We start from the raw sequence: 13,617 nt of genomic DNA, 5'->3' as shown, positions 1-13,617 counted from the left end.
GTCGACGTCAGCGCGGCAGCGCGGACGCGCGCCATCGACCGGGCCCCGGATGAAGGCCCGATCGGACGAGTCGATCGCGCGCGGCCCAGACCGCGACGCCCGTCTCGGACCCGTCGTCGCTCTCGCTGCCCCCGCCCGCAGCGGCCCCGGCCAGGACGGCCACCAACGCGGCCAGCTCGACGGTCGAGGGGTGTCCTCGCACGATCCAGGGCGACGCCGCGGTCTGGTCGTCGGTCGTGGCCACGGGAGGCTCCTCGGTCATCGGGTGGGCGGACGTCATACGGGTGGTCTTCGTAGGCGTGGCTCACAAGGGGATGTTGCCGTGCTTCTTCGCCGGCAGGGTCTCGCGCTTGGTGCGCAGGGTGCGCAGCGCCTTCGTGACGTAGGCGCGGGTGTAGGAGGGCGGGATGACCGAGTCGACGTAACCGCGCTCCGCGGCGACGTAGGGGTTGGCGAGGGTGTCCTCGTACTCCTGGATGAAGCCCGCGCGGGCGGCGTCGATGGCGGCCTGGTCGCCGCCGGACTCCTCGGCGACCTTGGCGATCTGCTTGCGGTAGAGGATGTTCACCGCGCCCTGCGCGCCCATGACGGCGATCTGGGCGGTGGGCCAGGCGAGGTTGATGTCGGCCCCCAGGTGCTTGGAACCCATGACGTCGTAGGCGCCGCCGTAGGCCTTGCGGGTGATGACGGTGACCAGCGGCACCGTCGCCTCGGCGTAGGCGAAAATCAGCTTGGCGCCACGGCGGATGATGCCGTTCCACTCCTGGTCGGTGCCGGGCAGGAAGCCCGGGACGTCGACGAAGGTCAGGACCGGGATGTTGAACGCGTCGCAGGTGCGCACGAACCGGGCCGCCTTCTCGGAGGCGTCGATGTCGAGGCAGCCGGCGTACTGCATCGGCTGGTTGCCGACCACGCCCACCGGTCGCCCGTCGACGCGCCCGAAGCCGCAGACGATGTTGGGGGCGAACAGCTCCTGGACCTCGCAGAAGTCCGGGACGCCCTCGTCGGTGTCGTCCACGACGCGTTCGATGATGGTGCGCATGTCGTAGGGGACGTTCGGGGAGTCCGGGATGAACGTGTCGAGCGACCGGTCCTCGTCGTCGACCTCGAGGTCCGCGTCCTCGCCGTAGCGCGGCGGGTCCTCGAGGTTGTTGGACGGCAGGTAGGACAGCAGCTCACGCACGTAGGCGATCGCGTCGTCCTCGTCGTCGGCCATGTAGTGCGCCACCCCCGAGCGGGAGTTGTGCGACCGGGCGCCGCCGAGGTCCTCCATCCCCACGTCCTCACCAGTGACGGTCTTGATCACGTCGGGTCCCGTGATGAACATGTGGCTGGTCTGGTCGACCATGACGGTGAAGTCGGTGATCGCGGGGGAGTAGACCGCGCCGCCGGCGCAGGGGCCCATGACCAGACTGATCTGGGGGATGACGCCGGACGCGTGCACGTTGCGGCGGAAGATCTCGGCATACAGGCCCAGGGCGACGACCCCCTCCTGGATGCGCGCGCCGCCCGAGTCGTTGATGCCCACGACGGGGCAGCCGAGCTTCATCGCCAGGTCCATCACCTTGACGATCTTCTCGCCGAAGACCTCGCCGAGCGAGCCGCCGAACACGGTGAAGTCCTGGGAGAACACCGCCACCGGTCGCCCGTCGACGGTGCCGTAGCCGCTGACCACGCCGTCGCCGTAGGGGCGGCTCTTCGCCTGGTCGAAGTTGGTCGACCGGTGCCGCGCCAGCTCGTCCATCTCGACGAACGAGCCCTCGTCCATCAGCATCTCGATGCGCTCGCGGGCGGTTCGCTTGCCCTTCGCGTGCTGTTTCTCCACCGCCCGGGCGGAGCCGGCGTGGACCGCCTCGTCGTTGCGGCGGTAGAGGTCGGCGAGCTTGCCGGCGGTCGTGTGCAGGTCGGGTGCTTCACCGTCGACTGGCTCGGTGCGCGCAGCATCGGTCATGGCGGGCAGCCTAGCCTTAGCCCCGTGCGTGATTCCTTGGACGTCCGGGCCCTGCGCGAGACGCTGCTCACACCGACCTCCCACTGGGCGGCGCTCGACTTCTTCGACTCCGTCGACTCGACCAACCTCGAGGCGCTTCGCCGCCCGGACCCGTGGCGGGTCGTCCTCACCGACCACCAGAGCGCCGGCCGGGGGCGTCTGGCGCGGCAGTGGGAGGCGCCGCCGTGCACGTCGATCGCGGTGTCCTGCGTGGTGCCGATCGGAGACCGGGGCGGAGCCGACCGGTCCGAGCTCGGCTGGGTCCCGCTCCTGGCCGGGCTGGCGATGAGCACTGCGCTGTCGGAGGTCGCCGGCGTCCGCGCGCTGCTCAAGTGGCCCAACGACGTGCTCGCCGGGGCAGCGGACGACGAGGACGAGCGGCTCCGGAAGGTGTGCGGTGTGCTCTGTCAGTCCGCGGGCGACGAGCTCGTCGTGGTCGGGGCCGGGGTCAACGTCGACCAGGAGCGCGAGGAGCTCCCCGTCGACACTGCCACCTCGCTGCGGCTGTGCGGCTCGGACGCCCCGCGCGAGGGCATCATCGAGCGCTACCTCATGAATCTGCGCGACCGAACCGAGGCGTGGCGGGCCGGCGGCCCGGCGATGGAGGGCCAACGAGCGGACTACCGCAGCCGGTGCACGACCGTCGGCCGCGTCGTCGACCTGCACCAGCCGGGAGGCGCCGTCGTGCGCGGCACGGCGACCGGCGTCGACGACCAGGGGCGGCTGGTCGTCGACGAGCCCCGCGGCCGTCGCCCGTACGCCGCGGGAGACGTCGTGCACGTGCGTGCCGCCCAGCCGGGGCAGTGAGGCAATGAAGGGGTGAGGTGATGAGTGGCGGCGAGGAGCGTGAGGGACACGGCATGATCGATCCCGTGCCCGATCCCCACACCGAACCCGTGCCCGGCCCCGGCGCCGACCCTGTGCCCGGCCCCGAGGCCGAACCCGAGGACGCGTTCCGACCAGGGCTCGACGACCTCGAGGCCCAGCTGCTGGGAGAGCCGCGGAGCATGCGCCGGAGGCAGGTCAGCGCCGGCGCCGGCATCTCGCTGCTGTCGGCGCGCCGGTTCTGGCATGCGTTGGGCTTCCCCAACGTCCAGGACGAGGACATGGTCTTCACCGACGCCGACCTGGCCGCGCTGCGGGCCGTGGTCACACTCGTGCGTGACGGCACCTTCGACCAGGACACCGCGCTGGCGATGACGCGGGCGATGGGCCGGACGGCCGACCGGCTCGCGATCTGGCAGGCCCAGCTGATGGCCGAGGTGCTGGAGCACGAGCCGCCCGAGCCGGTCGAGCGCAGACCGGGCGAGCCCAGTCGCGGCGTGCCGGGTTCGGCCGCCGCCAGGGCCGCGGGGGAGAAGCTGACCGAGCTGGCCGACACGCTCGAGCCGCTGCTCGTCTACGCCTGGCGCCGGCACCTGTCGGCCGCGATCGCGCGCATGGTGGCGGATGCCGAGCCCTCGGCCGACCACGAGGGCGTCTTCCGCGTCGTCGGCTTCGCCGACCTGGTTTCCTTCACCGCGCTGGTGCGCCGGCTGTCCGAGCACCAGCTGGTGCAGGTGGTCCAGCGGTTCGAGGCGCTCGCGTCGGAGGTCATCGCGGCCCACGGCGGGCGTGTCATCAAGACGGTGGGCGACGAGGTCCTCTACGTGACGATCGGCACGCCCCCTGCCGCCGCGATCGCCCTCGATCTCGTGGACGCCATCAAGGAGGACGACATCCTGCCGAAGGTGCGGGTGGGTATGGCGAGTGGTCAGGTGGTCTCGCGACTCGGCGACGTCTTCGGCACCACGGTCAACCGGGCCAGCCGCCTCACGGCGGTGGCCAGGCCGAACACCGTGGTGGTTGACGACGCGGTGGCCACCGCGTTGTCGAGCGTGTCCGGCTTCGAGATGGCGCAGCTGCCGCCGCGTACGCTCCGGGGACTGGGGCGCATCACACCGTGGCGGCTGCAGCGCGCCGGGGCGTCCGGCCGACGGGGCCGGAGCGACTCTGGATCGGCGACGACGACGTGAGGACTGAATGAGCCAGACCGGCGCGACCCGCAACTCGACATACGAGAAGAGGCACAGATGAGCAAGGAGAGCCATGAGGCGACCGGGTCGCTGGTGAGCGTCACCCGGCACGGCAAGGACGGGCACGTCGCCGAGCTCGCACTGGACCGCCCCGAGGCCATGAACGCGGTGTCGACGGCCATGGCCCGGGCGATCGGCAAGGCCACCGCGGCGCTGGCCGCGGATGACGGCGTTCGGTGCGTCATCCTCACCAGCACCAGCCCGAAGGCGTTCTGTGTCGGGGCGGACCTCAAGGAGCGCAACACGTTCACCGACGCCGACCTGATGCGGCAGCGTCCGGTCGCGCGGGCGGCATACACCGGCGTGCTGAACCTCCCCGTGCCGGCGATTGCCGTGGTGGAGGGCTTCGCGCTCGGCGGCGGGCTGGAGCTCGCGCTCTCCTGCGATCTGGTCATCGCCGGTTCGCGCGCCGTCGTCGGCCTGCCCGAGGTCTCGGTCGGTGTCATCCCCGGCGGCGGCGGCACCCAGCTGCTCACCCGTCGCATCGGCTGGTCCCGGGCGGCGGGCATGGTCTTCACCGCACGCCGGCTCGAGGCCGACGAGGCGGCCCGTCTCGGCGTCGTCGACGAGGTGGTCGAGCCCGGGACGGGGCGAGAGCGGGCGCTCGAGCTGGCCGCCCAGATCGCCCGCAACTCCCCGGTGGGACTGCGGCAGGCCAAACGCGCCATGCGACTCGGCGCGGATGTCGACCTCGCCACGGGCCTCGAGGTGGAGGACGGGTGCTGGCGCGCCACCGCCTTCTCGGCCGACCGGGCCGAAGGCGTGGCCGCGTTCGCCGAGAAGCGCACCCCGCAGTGGCCCGGGCGGTGAGGGCTGATGACGATGTGGCAACACGTGTGGCGACACCCGGAGGAGATCGCGGTGCGGATGCGGCCGACCTCTACGATGACCTCATGACCCGAGTGCTGCTCGCCGAGGACGATCCCGCGATCTCCGAACCCCTTGCCCGCGCGTTGCGGCGCGAGGGCTACGAGGTCGACGTGCGGGCAGACGGCCGCGAGGCTCTCGAGGGCGCCACCCAGAACCCCGACATGGTCGTCCTCGACCTCGGTCTGCCGCACATCGACGGGCTCGAGGTCTGCCGGCGGATGCGCGCGGACGGCCGGACCTTCCCGGTGCTGATCCTCACCGCGCGTGCCGACGAGGTGGACACCGTTGTGGGCCTGGACGCCGGGGCCGACGACTACGTCACCAAGCCGTTCCGCCTGGCCGAGCTGCTCGCCAGGGTGCGCGCCATGCTGCGGCGCAGCCCGCACGAGACCACCGAGGGCCCCGAGGAGGTCGTGCGGCTCGACCCGGATGCGCGGCGCGCGTTCTTCGAGGGCGAGGAGCTGCAGCTGACCGCCAAGGAGTTCGACCTTCTGCGCGTGCTGATCCGCGAGCAGGGCAAGGTCGTCTCCCGCGAGCAGCTCATGCGCGAGATCTGGGAGACCGCCTGGTTCGGGTCCACCAAGACCCTGGACATGCACATCTCGGTGTTGCGCCGCAAGCTCGGCGACGACGCCGCGCAGCCACGGTTCATCACCACCGTGCGCGGCGTCGGGTTCCGGTTCGAGCCGAACGAACGAGACTGACGGTTGCGCCGACGCCTGATCCGTTCCACGCTGCTCGCCGTCGTCCTGTCGGTGCTGATCCTCGGCGTGCCGATCTTCGCCCTGGCTGCCTGGCACCTGGAGCGGGTGGACCGGCCCCTTCGGGCCAGCACGGTGAGCTGGCCGATCCTGCTCCTGGCGGTGTTGGTGCTGTCGGTGCTGGCGGTCGTCGCCGGCGTCCTGGTCGCGACCAACCAGTCGCGGCGTCTGGCCGAGCCGATGACCCAGCTGGCCGAGATGGCCGAGAAGCTGGGCGCCGGGCAGTCGCGCACCCCCGCGATGCGCAGCGGGGTGGAGGAGATCGATCGCGTCTCACAGGTCCTGGAGAGACGGGCCAAGGAGCTGGCCGCTTCACTGGCCTCCGAACGCGAGTTCGCGGCCGACGCCTCCCACCAGCTGCGCACCCCGCTCACGGCGCTGTTGATGCGGATCGAGGAGATCGGCGCGACCGACGACCTGGAGGTGGTGCGCGAGGAGGCGAACATCGCGATCGCGCAGGTGGAGCGGCTGACCGGTGTCGTGGACGACCTGCTCACCCGCACCCGCCGCGGGCGTGAGGACGAGTCGACCGCCGTGTCCCTGGACTCGGTCATCGCTGCGCTGCAGCGCGAGTGGCAGCCGGCCTTCGAGCAGGCGCGGCGCAGCGTCCGCGTGGGTGGCGCCCGTGGCCTGCAGGTGCAGGCCAACCGCTCCTCGCTCTCGCAGGTTCTGTCCACCCTGCTGGAGAACTCGCTGGTGCACGGAAAGGGGACGGTGGACGTGCACGCGCGGCGCGCCGGTCCCTCCGTGGTGGTCGAGGTGGGAGACCAGGGACCGGGCGTGCCCGCCGCGCTGGCCCCGCACATCTTCGAGCGGTCGGTCAGCAGCGGCAAGAGCACCGGGCTGGGGCTGGCGCTGGCCCGCGACCTCGCCGAGGCCGACGGCGGCCGGCTGGAGCTGATCCAGGCTCAGCCGGTCATCTTCGCGTTCTTCGTGTCCGAGGCGCCCGGGACGTGAGGGCCCTCGGCGAGAGCGACGCCGGGGAACACAAAGGTGCGATAGGCCCAGAACCGGAACAGGGTCCCGAGCACGAGCCCCACGCCGTTGCCGCTGATGTTGTCGGCCAGCTGGCTGTGCAGGTCCAGTACATAGCGGGAGAACCCGAGGCACAGGACCGCGATGATCATCCCCACGACGTTGAAGGTGACGAAGAGCACCAGCTCGTGACCGACCGCGGGACGCCGGCGGTGGCGGAAGGTCCAGTAGCGGTTGCCGAGCCACGCCACCAGCGTCGCCGCGGCCACCGAGCAGATTTTGGCGCGCAGCGGGGTGTCGTGCAGGATCCCCTCGGTCGTCTCGTAACCGAGCATGTTCTTGAAGTGCGGCCCGAAGACCAGGAAGTTGTAACCGACGGTGTCCACGATGAAGGCCACGAAGCCGACGATGCCGAACTTGGCCACCTCGCGGACGAGGACGTCCAGGGTGTCACGCAGGCGCTGGAACAGCCCGGGGTCGTCGGCAGCCACCACCCGAGCCTAACCGTGGTGGGTTTCAACCACCCGGTGTCTGCCCGGTAGTGTCGCGGGAGTGACTTCCCCGCAGCGCGCCCCAGGTGGGTTCCCGGTCGTCGGCATCATCGGCGGTGGACAACTGGCCCGGATGTGCCAGCCCCCCGCGGTCGGACTCGGTGTCACCCTCTCGGTCCTGGCGGAGGCCCCCGACGCCTCGGCGGCGCTCGTCGTCCCGTCGTCGCCGGTGGGTGAGCACACCGACGCGGACGCGGTCCGGACGTTCGCCCGCGACTGCGACGTGGTGACCTTCGACCACGAGCACGTGCCGGCATCCGTGTTGTCCGCGCTGGAGGCCGACGGCGCCATCCTGCACCCCTCACCGGCCAGCCTGGTCTTCGCCCAGGACAAGCTCGCGATGCGCCGTCGTCTGACGGCTCTCGACATCGCTTGCCCGCGCTGGGCCCAGGTGCGCGACGCCGGCGAGCTGAAGGCGTTCGGTGACAGGGTCGGGTGGCCGGTCGTGGTCAAGACACCACGGGGAGGGTATGACGGCAAGGGAGTTCGCGCCGTCGGCTCGCCGCAGGAGGCCTCCGACTGGTTCGACCTCGTGGTGCGTGACAGCCGCGACGGCGGGCTGCTCTCGGACGGGTTGCTCGCGGAGGAGAGGGTGCCGTTCGTGCGCGAGCTCGCCGTGCTCGTCGCGCGCAGTCCTTCCGGCCAGGCGGCTGCCTGGCCGGTCGTCGAGACCGTGCAGACCGACGGGGTCTGCACGGAGGTCCTCGCACCGGCGCCCGACCTGGACGGTGAGCTGTCCGCTGCGGCCACCCGGGCGGCCCTGCGGATCGCCGGCGAACTCGGTGTCACCGGTGTGATGGCCGTCGAGATGTTCGAGGTGGCCGACGAGAAGACGAGCCAGCCGTCATACGCGGTCAACGAGCTGGCGCTGCGGCCGCACAACAGCGGCCACTGGACCATCGACGGCGCCGTGACCAGCCAGTTCGAGCAGCACCTGCGCGCGGTACTCGACCTGCCACTGGGGGCGACCACGACCCGGGACCGCTGGACCGTCATGGCCAACGTGCTCGGCGGCGACTACGACGAGCTCTACCCGGCCTATCGGCACGTCATGGCGCGCGACCCCGGGGTCAAGGTGCACCTCTACGGGAAGGGTGTGCGGCCGGGACGCAAGATCGGGCACGTCACCGTCAGCGGTTCCGACCTCGCCGACCTGCGCGAGCGCGCGCGGCACGCGGCCGACTGCATCGCGGGAGTGATCACTGAATGAGTGAAGAGGGCACCGGGCTGCCTGAGGCGCCTGTCGTCGGCCTGGTGATGGGCAGCGACAGCGACTGGCCTGTGATGGAAGACGCCGCAAAGGCGTTGGAGGAGTTCGGAATCGGCTACGAGGCCGACGTGGTGTCGGCTCACCGGATGCCGCAGGAGATGATCGACTACGGTCGGTCCGCTGCGGGGCGCGGGTTGCGCGTGCTCATCGCCGGCGCCGGAGGGGCGGCCCATCTGCCGGGCATGCTCGCGGCCGTGACGCCCCTGCCGGTGATCGGTGTCCCGGTGCCGCTGAAGCACCTGGACGGGATGGACTCGCTTCTGTCGATCGTGCAGATGCCGGGCGGCGTGCCCGTCGCCACCGTCTCGATCGGGGGTGCGCGCAACGCCGGGTTGCTCGCGGTGCGGATCCTCGCGTCCGGTACCGGCGAAGAGGCCGCGCAGCTGCGCGAGGCGATGGAGGACTTCCAGGGCCGGCTGCGTGAACAGGCCCACGCCAAGGGTGCCCGGCTGCGCTCGCGCACCCAGAGCTGACCGACAGCCCACGGCTCCTCCGCACGCCGTGCGGATCGGCGAACGGCGGCTCAGAGCCGCGGGAACTCGATCATGGGGCAGGTGTCCATGACCACGTCGAGCCCGGCCGCCTCGGCGCGTGTTGCGGCGGACTCGTCAACGACCCCGAGCTGCAGCCACAGGGCGCCGATACCGAGGCGCTCCCGTTGGGCGATGGCTTCGTCCACGACCGCCCCGACCCGCGAGGAGTTGACGAAGCAGTCGACCACGGCGACCCGCTCACCGTCGGGCAGGTCGCTCAGCGAGCGGTAACCGGTCTCGCCGAAGACCTCCTCGGCACGGGGGTGGACGGGGATGACGCGATGACCAAGAGCCTGCGTCATCCACTGAGCCACTCCGTGCGCCGTTCGGTGTGGGTCGGTGGAGAGCCCGACGACCGCCCAGGTCGCGGGCGTGGTCAGCAACCGCCGGATGACGGCAGGGTCGTTGGTGTGGGCCGTGACGATGCTGTTCATGCTCTGATCATCGTCCTCGCCGTGGTGGACCTTGCCCTCAGGTGTCCAGGACGGGTCGTCCGAGGGCCCGGAAGGTCCACCCCGCGTCACGCCACCGGGCGACGTCGAGGTTGTTGAACCCATCGATGAGAACGGGGTTCCGGACGACCTTGGCGAGAGCTGCGGCGTCGAAGTCCCTGTACTCCGGCCATCCGGTCAGGTGCAGCACGACGTCGGCCTCGCGACACGCCTCTTCGATGTCCTCGGCGTAGTCGAGGTCGGGGAAGGCCTTGCGGGCATTGGGCAGGGCCTTGGGGTCGGTCACGGTCACCGTGGCGCCGAGCCGACGGATCGCCTCGGCGATGTGCAGCGCGGGCGAGTCCCGGATGTCGTCGCTGAACGGCTTGAACGCCGCCCCGAGGACGGCGACCCGCTTGCCGACGAACGACCCGTCACACTCCTCACGGGCCAGGTCGACCATCCGCGCGCGACGCCGCTGGTTGATGGAGTCGACCTCCTTGAGGAAGCTCAGTGCCGGTTCGGCGCCGAGCTCCCCGGCGCGCGCCATGAACGCCCGGATGTCCTTGGGCAGGCATCCGCCGCCGAAGCCGATGCCAGCGCGCAGGAACTTGCGTCCGATGCGGTCGTCGATCCCGATCGCGTCGGCGAGGGCGATGACGTCGGCCCCGGCCGCCTCGCACACCTCCGACATCGCGTTGATGAACGAGATCTTGGTCGCGAGGAAAGAGTTGGCCGCGGCCTTCACCAACTCGGCCGTCGCGTAGTCCATCACCAACCGAGGGATACCGGTGGCCAGGGGGGTGGCATAGACCTCGTCGAGCCGTGCCGTGTCCGCCCCGGCCCCCTGGCCCTGCACGCCATAGACGATGCGGTCCGGGGCGACCGTGTCCTGCACGGCGAACCCCTCGCGCAGGAACTCGGGGTTCCAGACCAGATGGACGGCCTCGCCCGCCGGCGCGATCTCCTTGAGCCGCAATGCGATTCGGGCGGCCGTGCCGACCGGCACGGTGGACTTGCCCACCACCAGGGCGGGACGCTCGAGCACTCGGGCCAGCCCCTCGACCGTTGCGTCCACGAAGGTGAGGTCCGCGGCATACTCGCCCTTGCGTTGCGGGGTGCCCACGCAGATGAAGTGCACGTCGGCGTCCGCCGCCGCGGCGTAGTCGGTGCCGAACGTCAGCCGGCCGGTGGGGAGGACCTTGGCGAGCAGGTCGTCGAGGCCGGGCTCGTAGAACGGCGTGCGTCCCGCGGCGAGCTCGTCGGCCCGCTCCGGCATGCTCGTGTCGATGGCCACGACGGTGTGGCCGAGGTCGGCCATACAGGCGGCGTGGACGGCTCCGAGGGGACCGAGGCCGATGACAGAAATGGCGAGGGGCATGTCGAGACAGTAACGTCTGCACAGTCCGTGCACCGAGAGGAAGACACACATGCGCTTCGGAATGTTCCTGCCGCAGGGATGGCGGATGGACCTTGTCGGCATCGATCCCGCACAGCACTGGGGAGTGATGGCCGGCCTCGCGAACCGGCTGGACGAGCAGCCCGAGTGGGAGTCTGTCTGGGTCTACGACCACTTCCACACCGTGCCGCGAGCCTCGGAGCACGCCACCCACGAGGCGTGGTCGGTGATGGCGGCGCTGGCGGCGAGCACGTCACGGGTCCGGCTCGGCCAGATGTGCACCTGCATGAGCTACCGCAACCCGGCCTACCTGGCCAAGGTCGCCGCCACCATCGACGTGATCTCGGAGGGCCGGGTCGAGATGGGGATCGGCGGCGGGTGGTACGAACACGAGTGGCGCGCCTACGGATACGGCTTCCCGTCGGCCGGTGAGCGGCTCGGCCGCCTGCGCGAGGGCGTGCAGATCTTCCGGGACATGTGGACGACCGGCTCGGCGACCCTCGACGGGGAGCACTACCAGGTCGACGGTGCGCTGTGCGCGCCCAGGCCGCTGCAGGGCACCACCTACCCGGGGTCCGCGCGCAACGGCATACCCACCTGGATCTGCGGCGGTGGCGAGCGCAAGACCCTGCGGATCGCGGCCGAGTTCGCCGACTACACCAACTTCGACGGGACACCGGACGTCTTCGCCCACAAGAGCGAGGTGCTCAAGCGGCACTGCGACGACGTGGGGCGCGACTTCGGCGACATCACCCGCTCGGCCGACTACAACGTGGTCATCGGCGAGAACGACGCCGAGGTGAAGGACCGGCTGGCGTGGGCGCGCGACCACTACCTCAAGGCGGGCATGTCGGAGGAGGTCGCGGACAAGCAGTACGAGGCGCTCGCGTCCGGCCCGGCTGTCGGCACGCCGGACCAGATCGTGGAGGCGCTGCAGGGCCTGCGTGACGCCGGACTCGACTACGCGATCACCTACTTCCTCGAGGCGGCCTACGACACCTCCGGGATCGCGATGTTCGAGGACCGGGTCATCCCCGAACTGTCCTGAGCGGCGACGACGAGCGGCGAGGATGGAGCGGAGCGACACGCCGCCGAGGAGCGCGCGGGTGAAGCATGAGACTCACGGCATACCGGCTCCCGCTGCAGCGAACTCGCCGGTAACATCGGTGCCGTGACCGCATCGGAATTTGACCTGTATGCCCTCTCCGAGGACCACGAGGCGCTGCGCGAGGCCGTGCGCCACGTGGCCGAGGACAAGATCGCGCCGCACGCCGCGGAGGTGGACGAGAAGAGCGAGTTCCCGCAGGCCGCGTATGACGCGCTGCGGGCCTCCGACTTCCACGCGCCGCACATCGCCGAGGAGTATGACGGGGTGGGCGCCGACGCGCTGGCGACCTGCATCGTGATCGAGGAGGTGGCGCGCGCCTGCGCGTCGTCGTCGCTGATTCCGGCGGTGAACAAGCTCGGCACCATGCCGCTGATCCTCGCGGCGTCCGACGAGGTCAAGGCGAAGTACCTCCCGCCGGTGGCGGCCGGTGAGGCGATGTTCTCCTACGGGCTGTCTGAACGGGAGGCCGGCAGCGACACGGCGGGGATGAGGTGCCGTGCGCTCGAGCAGCCGGACGGGTCGTTCGTGCTCAACGGCCAGAAGTCGTGGATCACCAACGCTGGTGTGTCCCAGTTCTACACGGTGCTGGCGGTCACCGATCCCGATGGTCCGCGCGGGCGCAACGTCACGGCGTTCGTCGTGGAGAAGGACGACGAGGGCTTCGGCTTCGGCGAGAAGGAGCACAAGCTCGGCATCAAGGGCAGCCCGACGCGTGAGCTGCACTTCGACGACTGCCGCATCCCCGGCGACCGGATGGTGGGGTCACCCGGTGAGGGGCTCAAGATCGCTCTGCGGACGCTCGACCACACCCGCGTGACGATCGGCGCCCAGGCTGTCGGGATCGCGCAGGGCGCACTGGATTTCGCGCTCGGCTACGTCAAGGAGCGCAAGCAGTTCGGCAAGGCGATCGCCGACTTCCAGGGCTTGCAGTTCATGCTCGCCGACATGGCGATGAAGCTCGAGGCGGCCCGGCAGATGGTCTACGTCGCGGCCAGCAAGTCCGAGCGTGGCGACGCCGACCTGCCGTTCTTCGGCGCGGCAGCGAAGTGCTTCGCCTCGGACGTGGCGATGGAGGTCACGACCGACGCGGTGCAGCTGCTCGGCGGCTACGGCTACACCAAGGACTTCCCGGTCGAGCGGATGATGCGCGACGCCAAGATCACCCAGATCTACGAGGGGACCAACCAGATCCAGCGGGTGGTCATGGCCCGACAGCTGCTCAAGGGCTGACCCCTCTCCACGCCCTCCGGCACGGGCCCCCGGTGCTCACGCCGGGCCGCTTTGCTCACCCAGGGCCGCTCCCCCGCGGCGCCAGAAGCGGTCTCAATCGAGCAAAGCGGCCTGAGGTGAGCACGGTCAGCGGACGACCGTGCGGTGGCCGGCGTCGATCCGCCGGGTCCAGCCGCGCGCGTCGAGGTGCTCCAGCAGGGGTATGACGACCCGTCGCGTCGTCGACATCGCCTGCCGCGCCGCGCTGGTCGTGAAGGGCTGGGGGAGCGCGGCCAGCACGCGCATGGCTCGCGCCGGCCCGCTGGGCAGCAGCACGACGCCGTCGGCGAGGCGCAGGAGGCGCCCGGCGCGCAGGTCGAGGTTGAGCGCGCTGAGCATCGGCACCGTCTTGGACCGGATCTCGCCGTCCTCGACGTAGTTCATC

15 protein-coding genes are annotated in these 13,617 nt (G+C 70.8%); 9 read left to right on the top strand and 6 right to left on the bottom strand.

The window, feature by feature from the left end:
• Positions 1-7 precede the first annotated feature (7 nt).
• Positions 8-244: an acyl-CoA carboxylase epsilon subunit gene (locus tag FCN22_RS15375; protein WP_238384775.1), complete on the bottom strand. Its 237-nt coding sequence runs from the start codon at positions 242-244 to the stop codon at positions 8-10.
• Between the two features lie 60 nt (positions 245-304).
• Positions 305-1,951 carry an acyl-CoA carboxylase subunit beta gene (locus tag FCN22_RS15370; protein ID WP_137122442.1) on the bottom strand — a complete coding sequence of 549 codons (1,647 nt, stop codon included), beginning with the start codon at positions 1,949-1,951 and terminating at the stop codon, positions 305-307.
• A gap of 24 nt (positions 1,952-1,975) precedes the next feature.
• Here FCN22_RS15370 and FCN22_RS15365 point away from each other — a divergent pair, with 24 nt between their 5' ends.
• The 5 genes from FCN22_RS15365 to FCN22_RS15345 all read left to right on the top strand — a co-directional run bounded on the left by FCN22_RS15365 (position 1,976) and on the right by FCN22_RS15345 (position 6,653).
• Positions 1,976-2,797 carry a biotin--[acetyl-CoA-carboxylase] ligase gene (locus FCN22_RS15365; protein WP_137122441.1) on the top strand — a complete coding sequence of 274 codons (822 nt, stop codon included), beginning with the start codon at positions 1,976-1,978 and terminating at the stop codon, positions 2,795-2,797.
• A gap of 20 nt (positions 2,798-2,817) precedes the next feature.
• Positions 2,818-4,005 (top strand): adenylate/guanylate cyclase domain-containing protein, encoded by a 1,188-nt coding sequence (locus FCN22_RS15360; protein WP_238384774.1) that lies wholly within the window; start codon positions 2,818-2,820, stop codon positions 4,003-4,005.
• A gap of 57 nt (positions 4,006-4,062) precedes the next feature.
• On the top strand, positions 4,063-4,875 hold the full coding sequence (locus FCN22_RS15355) for an enoyl-CoA hydratase/isomerase family protein (RefSeq protein ID WP_137122440.1): 813 nt from the start codon (positions 4,063-4,065) through the stop codon (positions 4,873-4,875).
• 83 nt (positions 4,876-4,958) lie between these two features.
• A complete protein-coding gene (locus FCN22_RS15350) occupies positions 4,959-5,639 on the top strand; it encodes a response regulator transcription factor (protein WP_137122439.1) in 681 nt (226 codons plus the stop codon).
• 3 nt (positions 5,640-5,642) lie between these two features.
• A complete protein-coding gene (locus tag FCN22_RS15345; protein WP_137122438.1) occupies positions 5,643-6,653 on the top strand; it encodes a sensor histidine kinase in 1,011 nt (336 codons plus the stop codon).
• Here FCN22_RS15345 and FCN22_RS15340 read toward each other — a convergent pair.
• A complete protein-coding gene (locus FCN22_RS15340; RefSeq protein ID WP_238384773.1) occupies positions 6,605-7,162 on the bottom strand; it encodes a GtrA family protein in 558 nt (185 codons plus the stop codon). The genes FCN22_RS15345 and FCN22_RS15340 overlap by 49 nt on opposite strands.
• 61 nt (positions 7,163-7,223) lie before the next feature.
• On the opposite strand from FCN22_RS15340, the gene FCN22_RS15335 reads away from it, so the two are divergent.
• The gene (locus FCN22_RS15335; RefSeq protein WP_137122436.1) at positions 7,224-8,432 is read left to right on the top strand and encodes a 5-(carboxyamino)imidazole ribonucleotide synthase; all 1,209 of its coding nucleotides are present in this window, start codon (positions 7,224-7,226) and stop codon (positions 8,430-8,432) included.
• Positions 8,429-8,965, top strand: a complete 537-nt coding sequence (purE, locus tag FCN22_RS15330; RefSeq protein WP_137122435.1) for a 5-(carboxyamino)imidazole ribonucleotide mutase — start codon at positions 8,429-8,431, stop codon at positions 8,963-8,965. Before FCN22_RS15335 ends, purE begins: the two co-directional genes overlap by 4 nt.
• Positions 8,966-9,015: 50 nt before the next feature.
• Here purE and FCN22_RS15325 read toward each other — a convergent pair whose 3' ends face one another.
• Positions 9,016-9,459, bottom strand: a complete 444-nt coding sequence (locus FCN22_RS15325) for a CoA-binding protein (RefSeq protein WP_137122434.1) — start codon at positions 9,457-9,459, stop codon at positions 9,016-9,018.
• Positions 9,460-9,496: 37 nt separating this feature from the next.
• Positions 9,497-10,837: a UDP-glucose dehydrogenase family protein gene (locus FCN22_RS15320; RefSeq protein ID WP_137122433.1), complete on the bottom strand. Its 1,341-nt coding sequence runs from the start codon at positions 10,835-10,837 to the stop codon at positions 9,497-9,499.
• 49 nt (positions 10,838-10,886) lie between these two features.
• On the opposite strand from FCN22_RS15320, the gene FCN22_RS15315 reads away from it, so the two are divergent.
• Positions 10,887-11,903: an LLM class F420-dependent oxidoreductase gene (locus FCN22_RS15315; RefSeq protein WP_137122432.1), complete on the top strand. Its 1,017-nt coding sequence runs from the start codon at positions 10,887-10,889 to the stop codon at positions 11,901-11,903.
• Positions 11,904-12,026: 123 nt separating this feature from the next.
• Positions 12,027-13,193: an acyl-CoA dehydrogenase family protein gene (locus FCN22_RS15310; RefSeq protein ID WP_137122431.1), complete on the top strand. Its 1,167-nt coding sequence runs from the start codon at positions 12,027-12,029 to the stop codon at positions 13,191-13,193.
• A gap of 126 nt (positions 13,194-13,319) precedes the next feature.
• Here FCN22_RS15310 and FCN22_RS15305 read toward each other — a convergent pair.
• The coding region (locus FCN22_RS15305) for a SelB domain-containing protein (protein ID WP_202911611.1) at positions 13,320-13,617 on the bottom strand (298 nt) is incomplete at its 5' end.

It is taken from the genome of Segeticoccus rhizosphaerae (assembly GCF_005222685.1).
Classification (GTDB): domain Bacteria; phylum Actinomycetota; class Actinomycetes; order Actinomycetales; family Dermatophilaceae; genus Segeticoccus; species Segeticoccus rhizosphaerae.
The sequence above is the reverse complement of the archived record's forward strand: the minus strand, read 5'-3'. Positions and strand labels throughout refer to the sequence as shown.

Excerpts from the sequence above, each read along its gene's own strand:
- FCN22_RS15370 (WP_137122442.1), bottom strand. The coding sequence starts at position 1,951 with ATGACCGATGCTGCGCGCACCGAGCCAGTCGACGGTGAAGCACCCGAC.
- FCN22_RS15360 (WP_238384774.1), top strand. The coding sequence starts at position 2,818 with ATGAGTGGCGGCGAGGAGCGTGAGGGACACGGCATGATCGATCCCGTG.
- FCN22_RS15355 (WP_137122440.1), top strand. The coding sequence starts at position 4,063 with ATGAGCAAGGAGAGCCATGAGGCGACCGGGTCGCTGGTGAGCGTCACC.
- FCN22_RS15350 (WP_137122439.1), top strand. The coding sequence starts at position 4,959 with ATGACCCGAGTGCTGCTCGCCGAGGACGATCCCGCGATCTCCGAACCC.
- purE (WP_137122435.1), top strand. The coding sequence starts at position 8,429 with ATGAGTGAAGAGGGCACCGGGCTGCCTGAGGCGCCTGTCGTCGGCCTG.
- FCN22_RS15325 (WP_137122434.1), bottom strand. The coding sequence starts at position 9,459 with ATGAACAGCATCGTCACGGCCCACACCAACGACCCTGCCGTCATCCGG.
- FCN22_RS15320 (WP_137122433.1), bottom strand. The coding sequence starts at position 10,837 with ATGCCCCTCGCCATTTCTGTCATCGGCCTCGGTCCCCTCGGAGCCGTC.
- FCN22_RS15315 (WP_137122432.1), top strand. The coding sequence starts at position 10,887 with ATGCGCTTCGGAATGTTCCTGCCGCAGGGATGGCGGATGGACCTTGTC.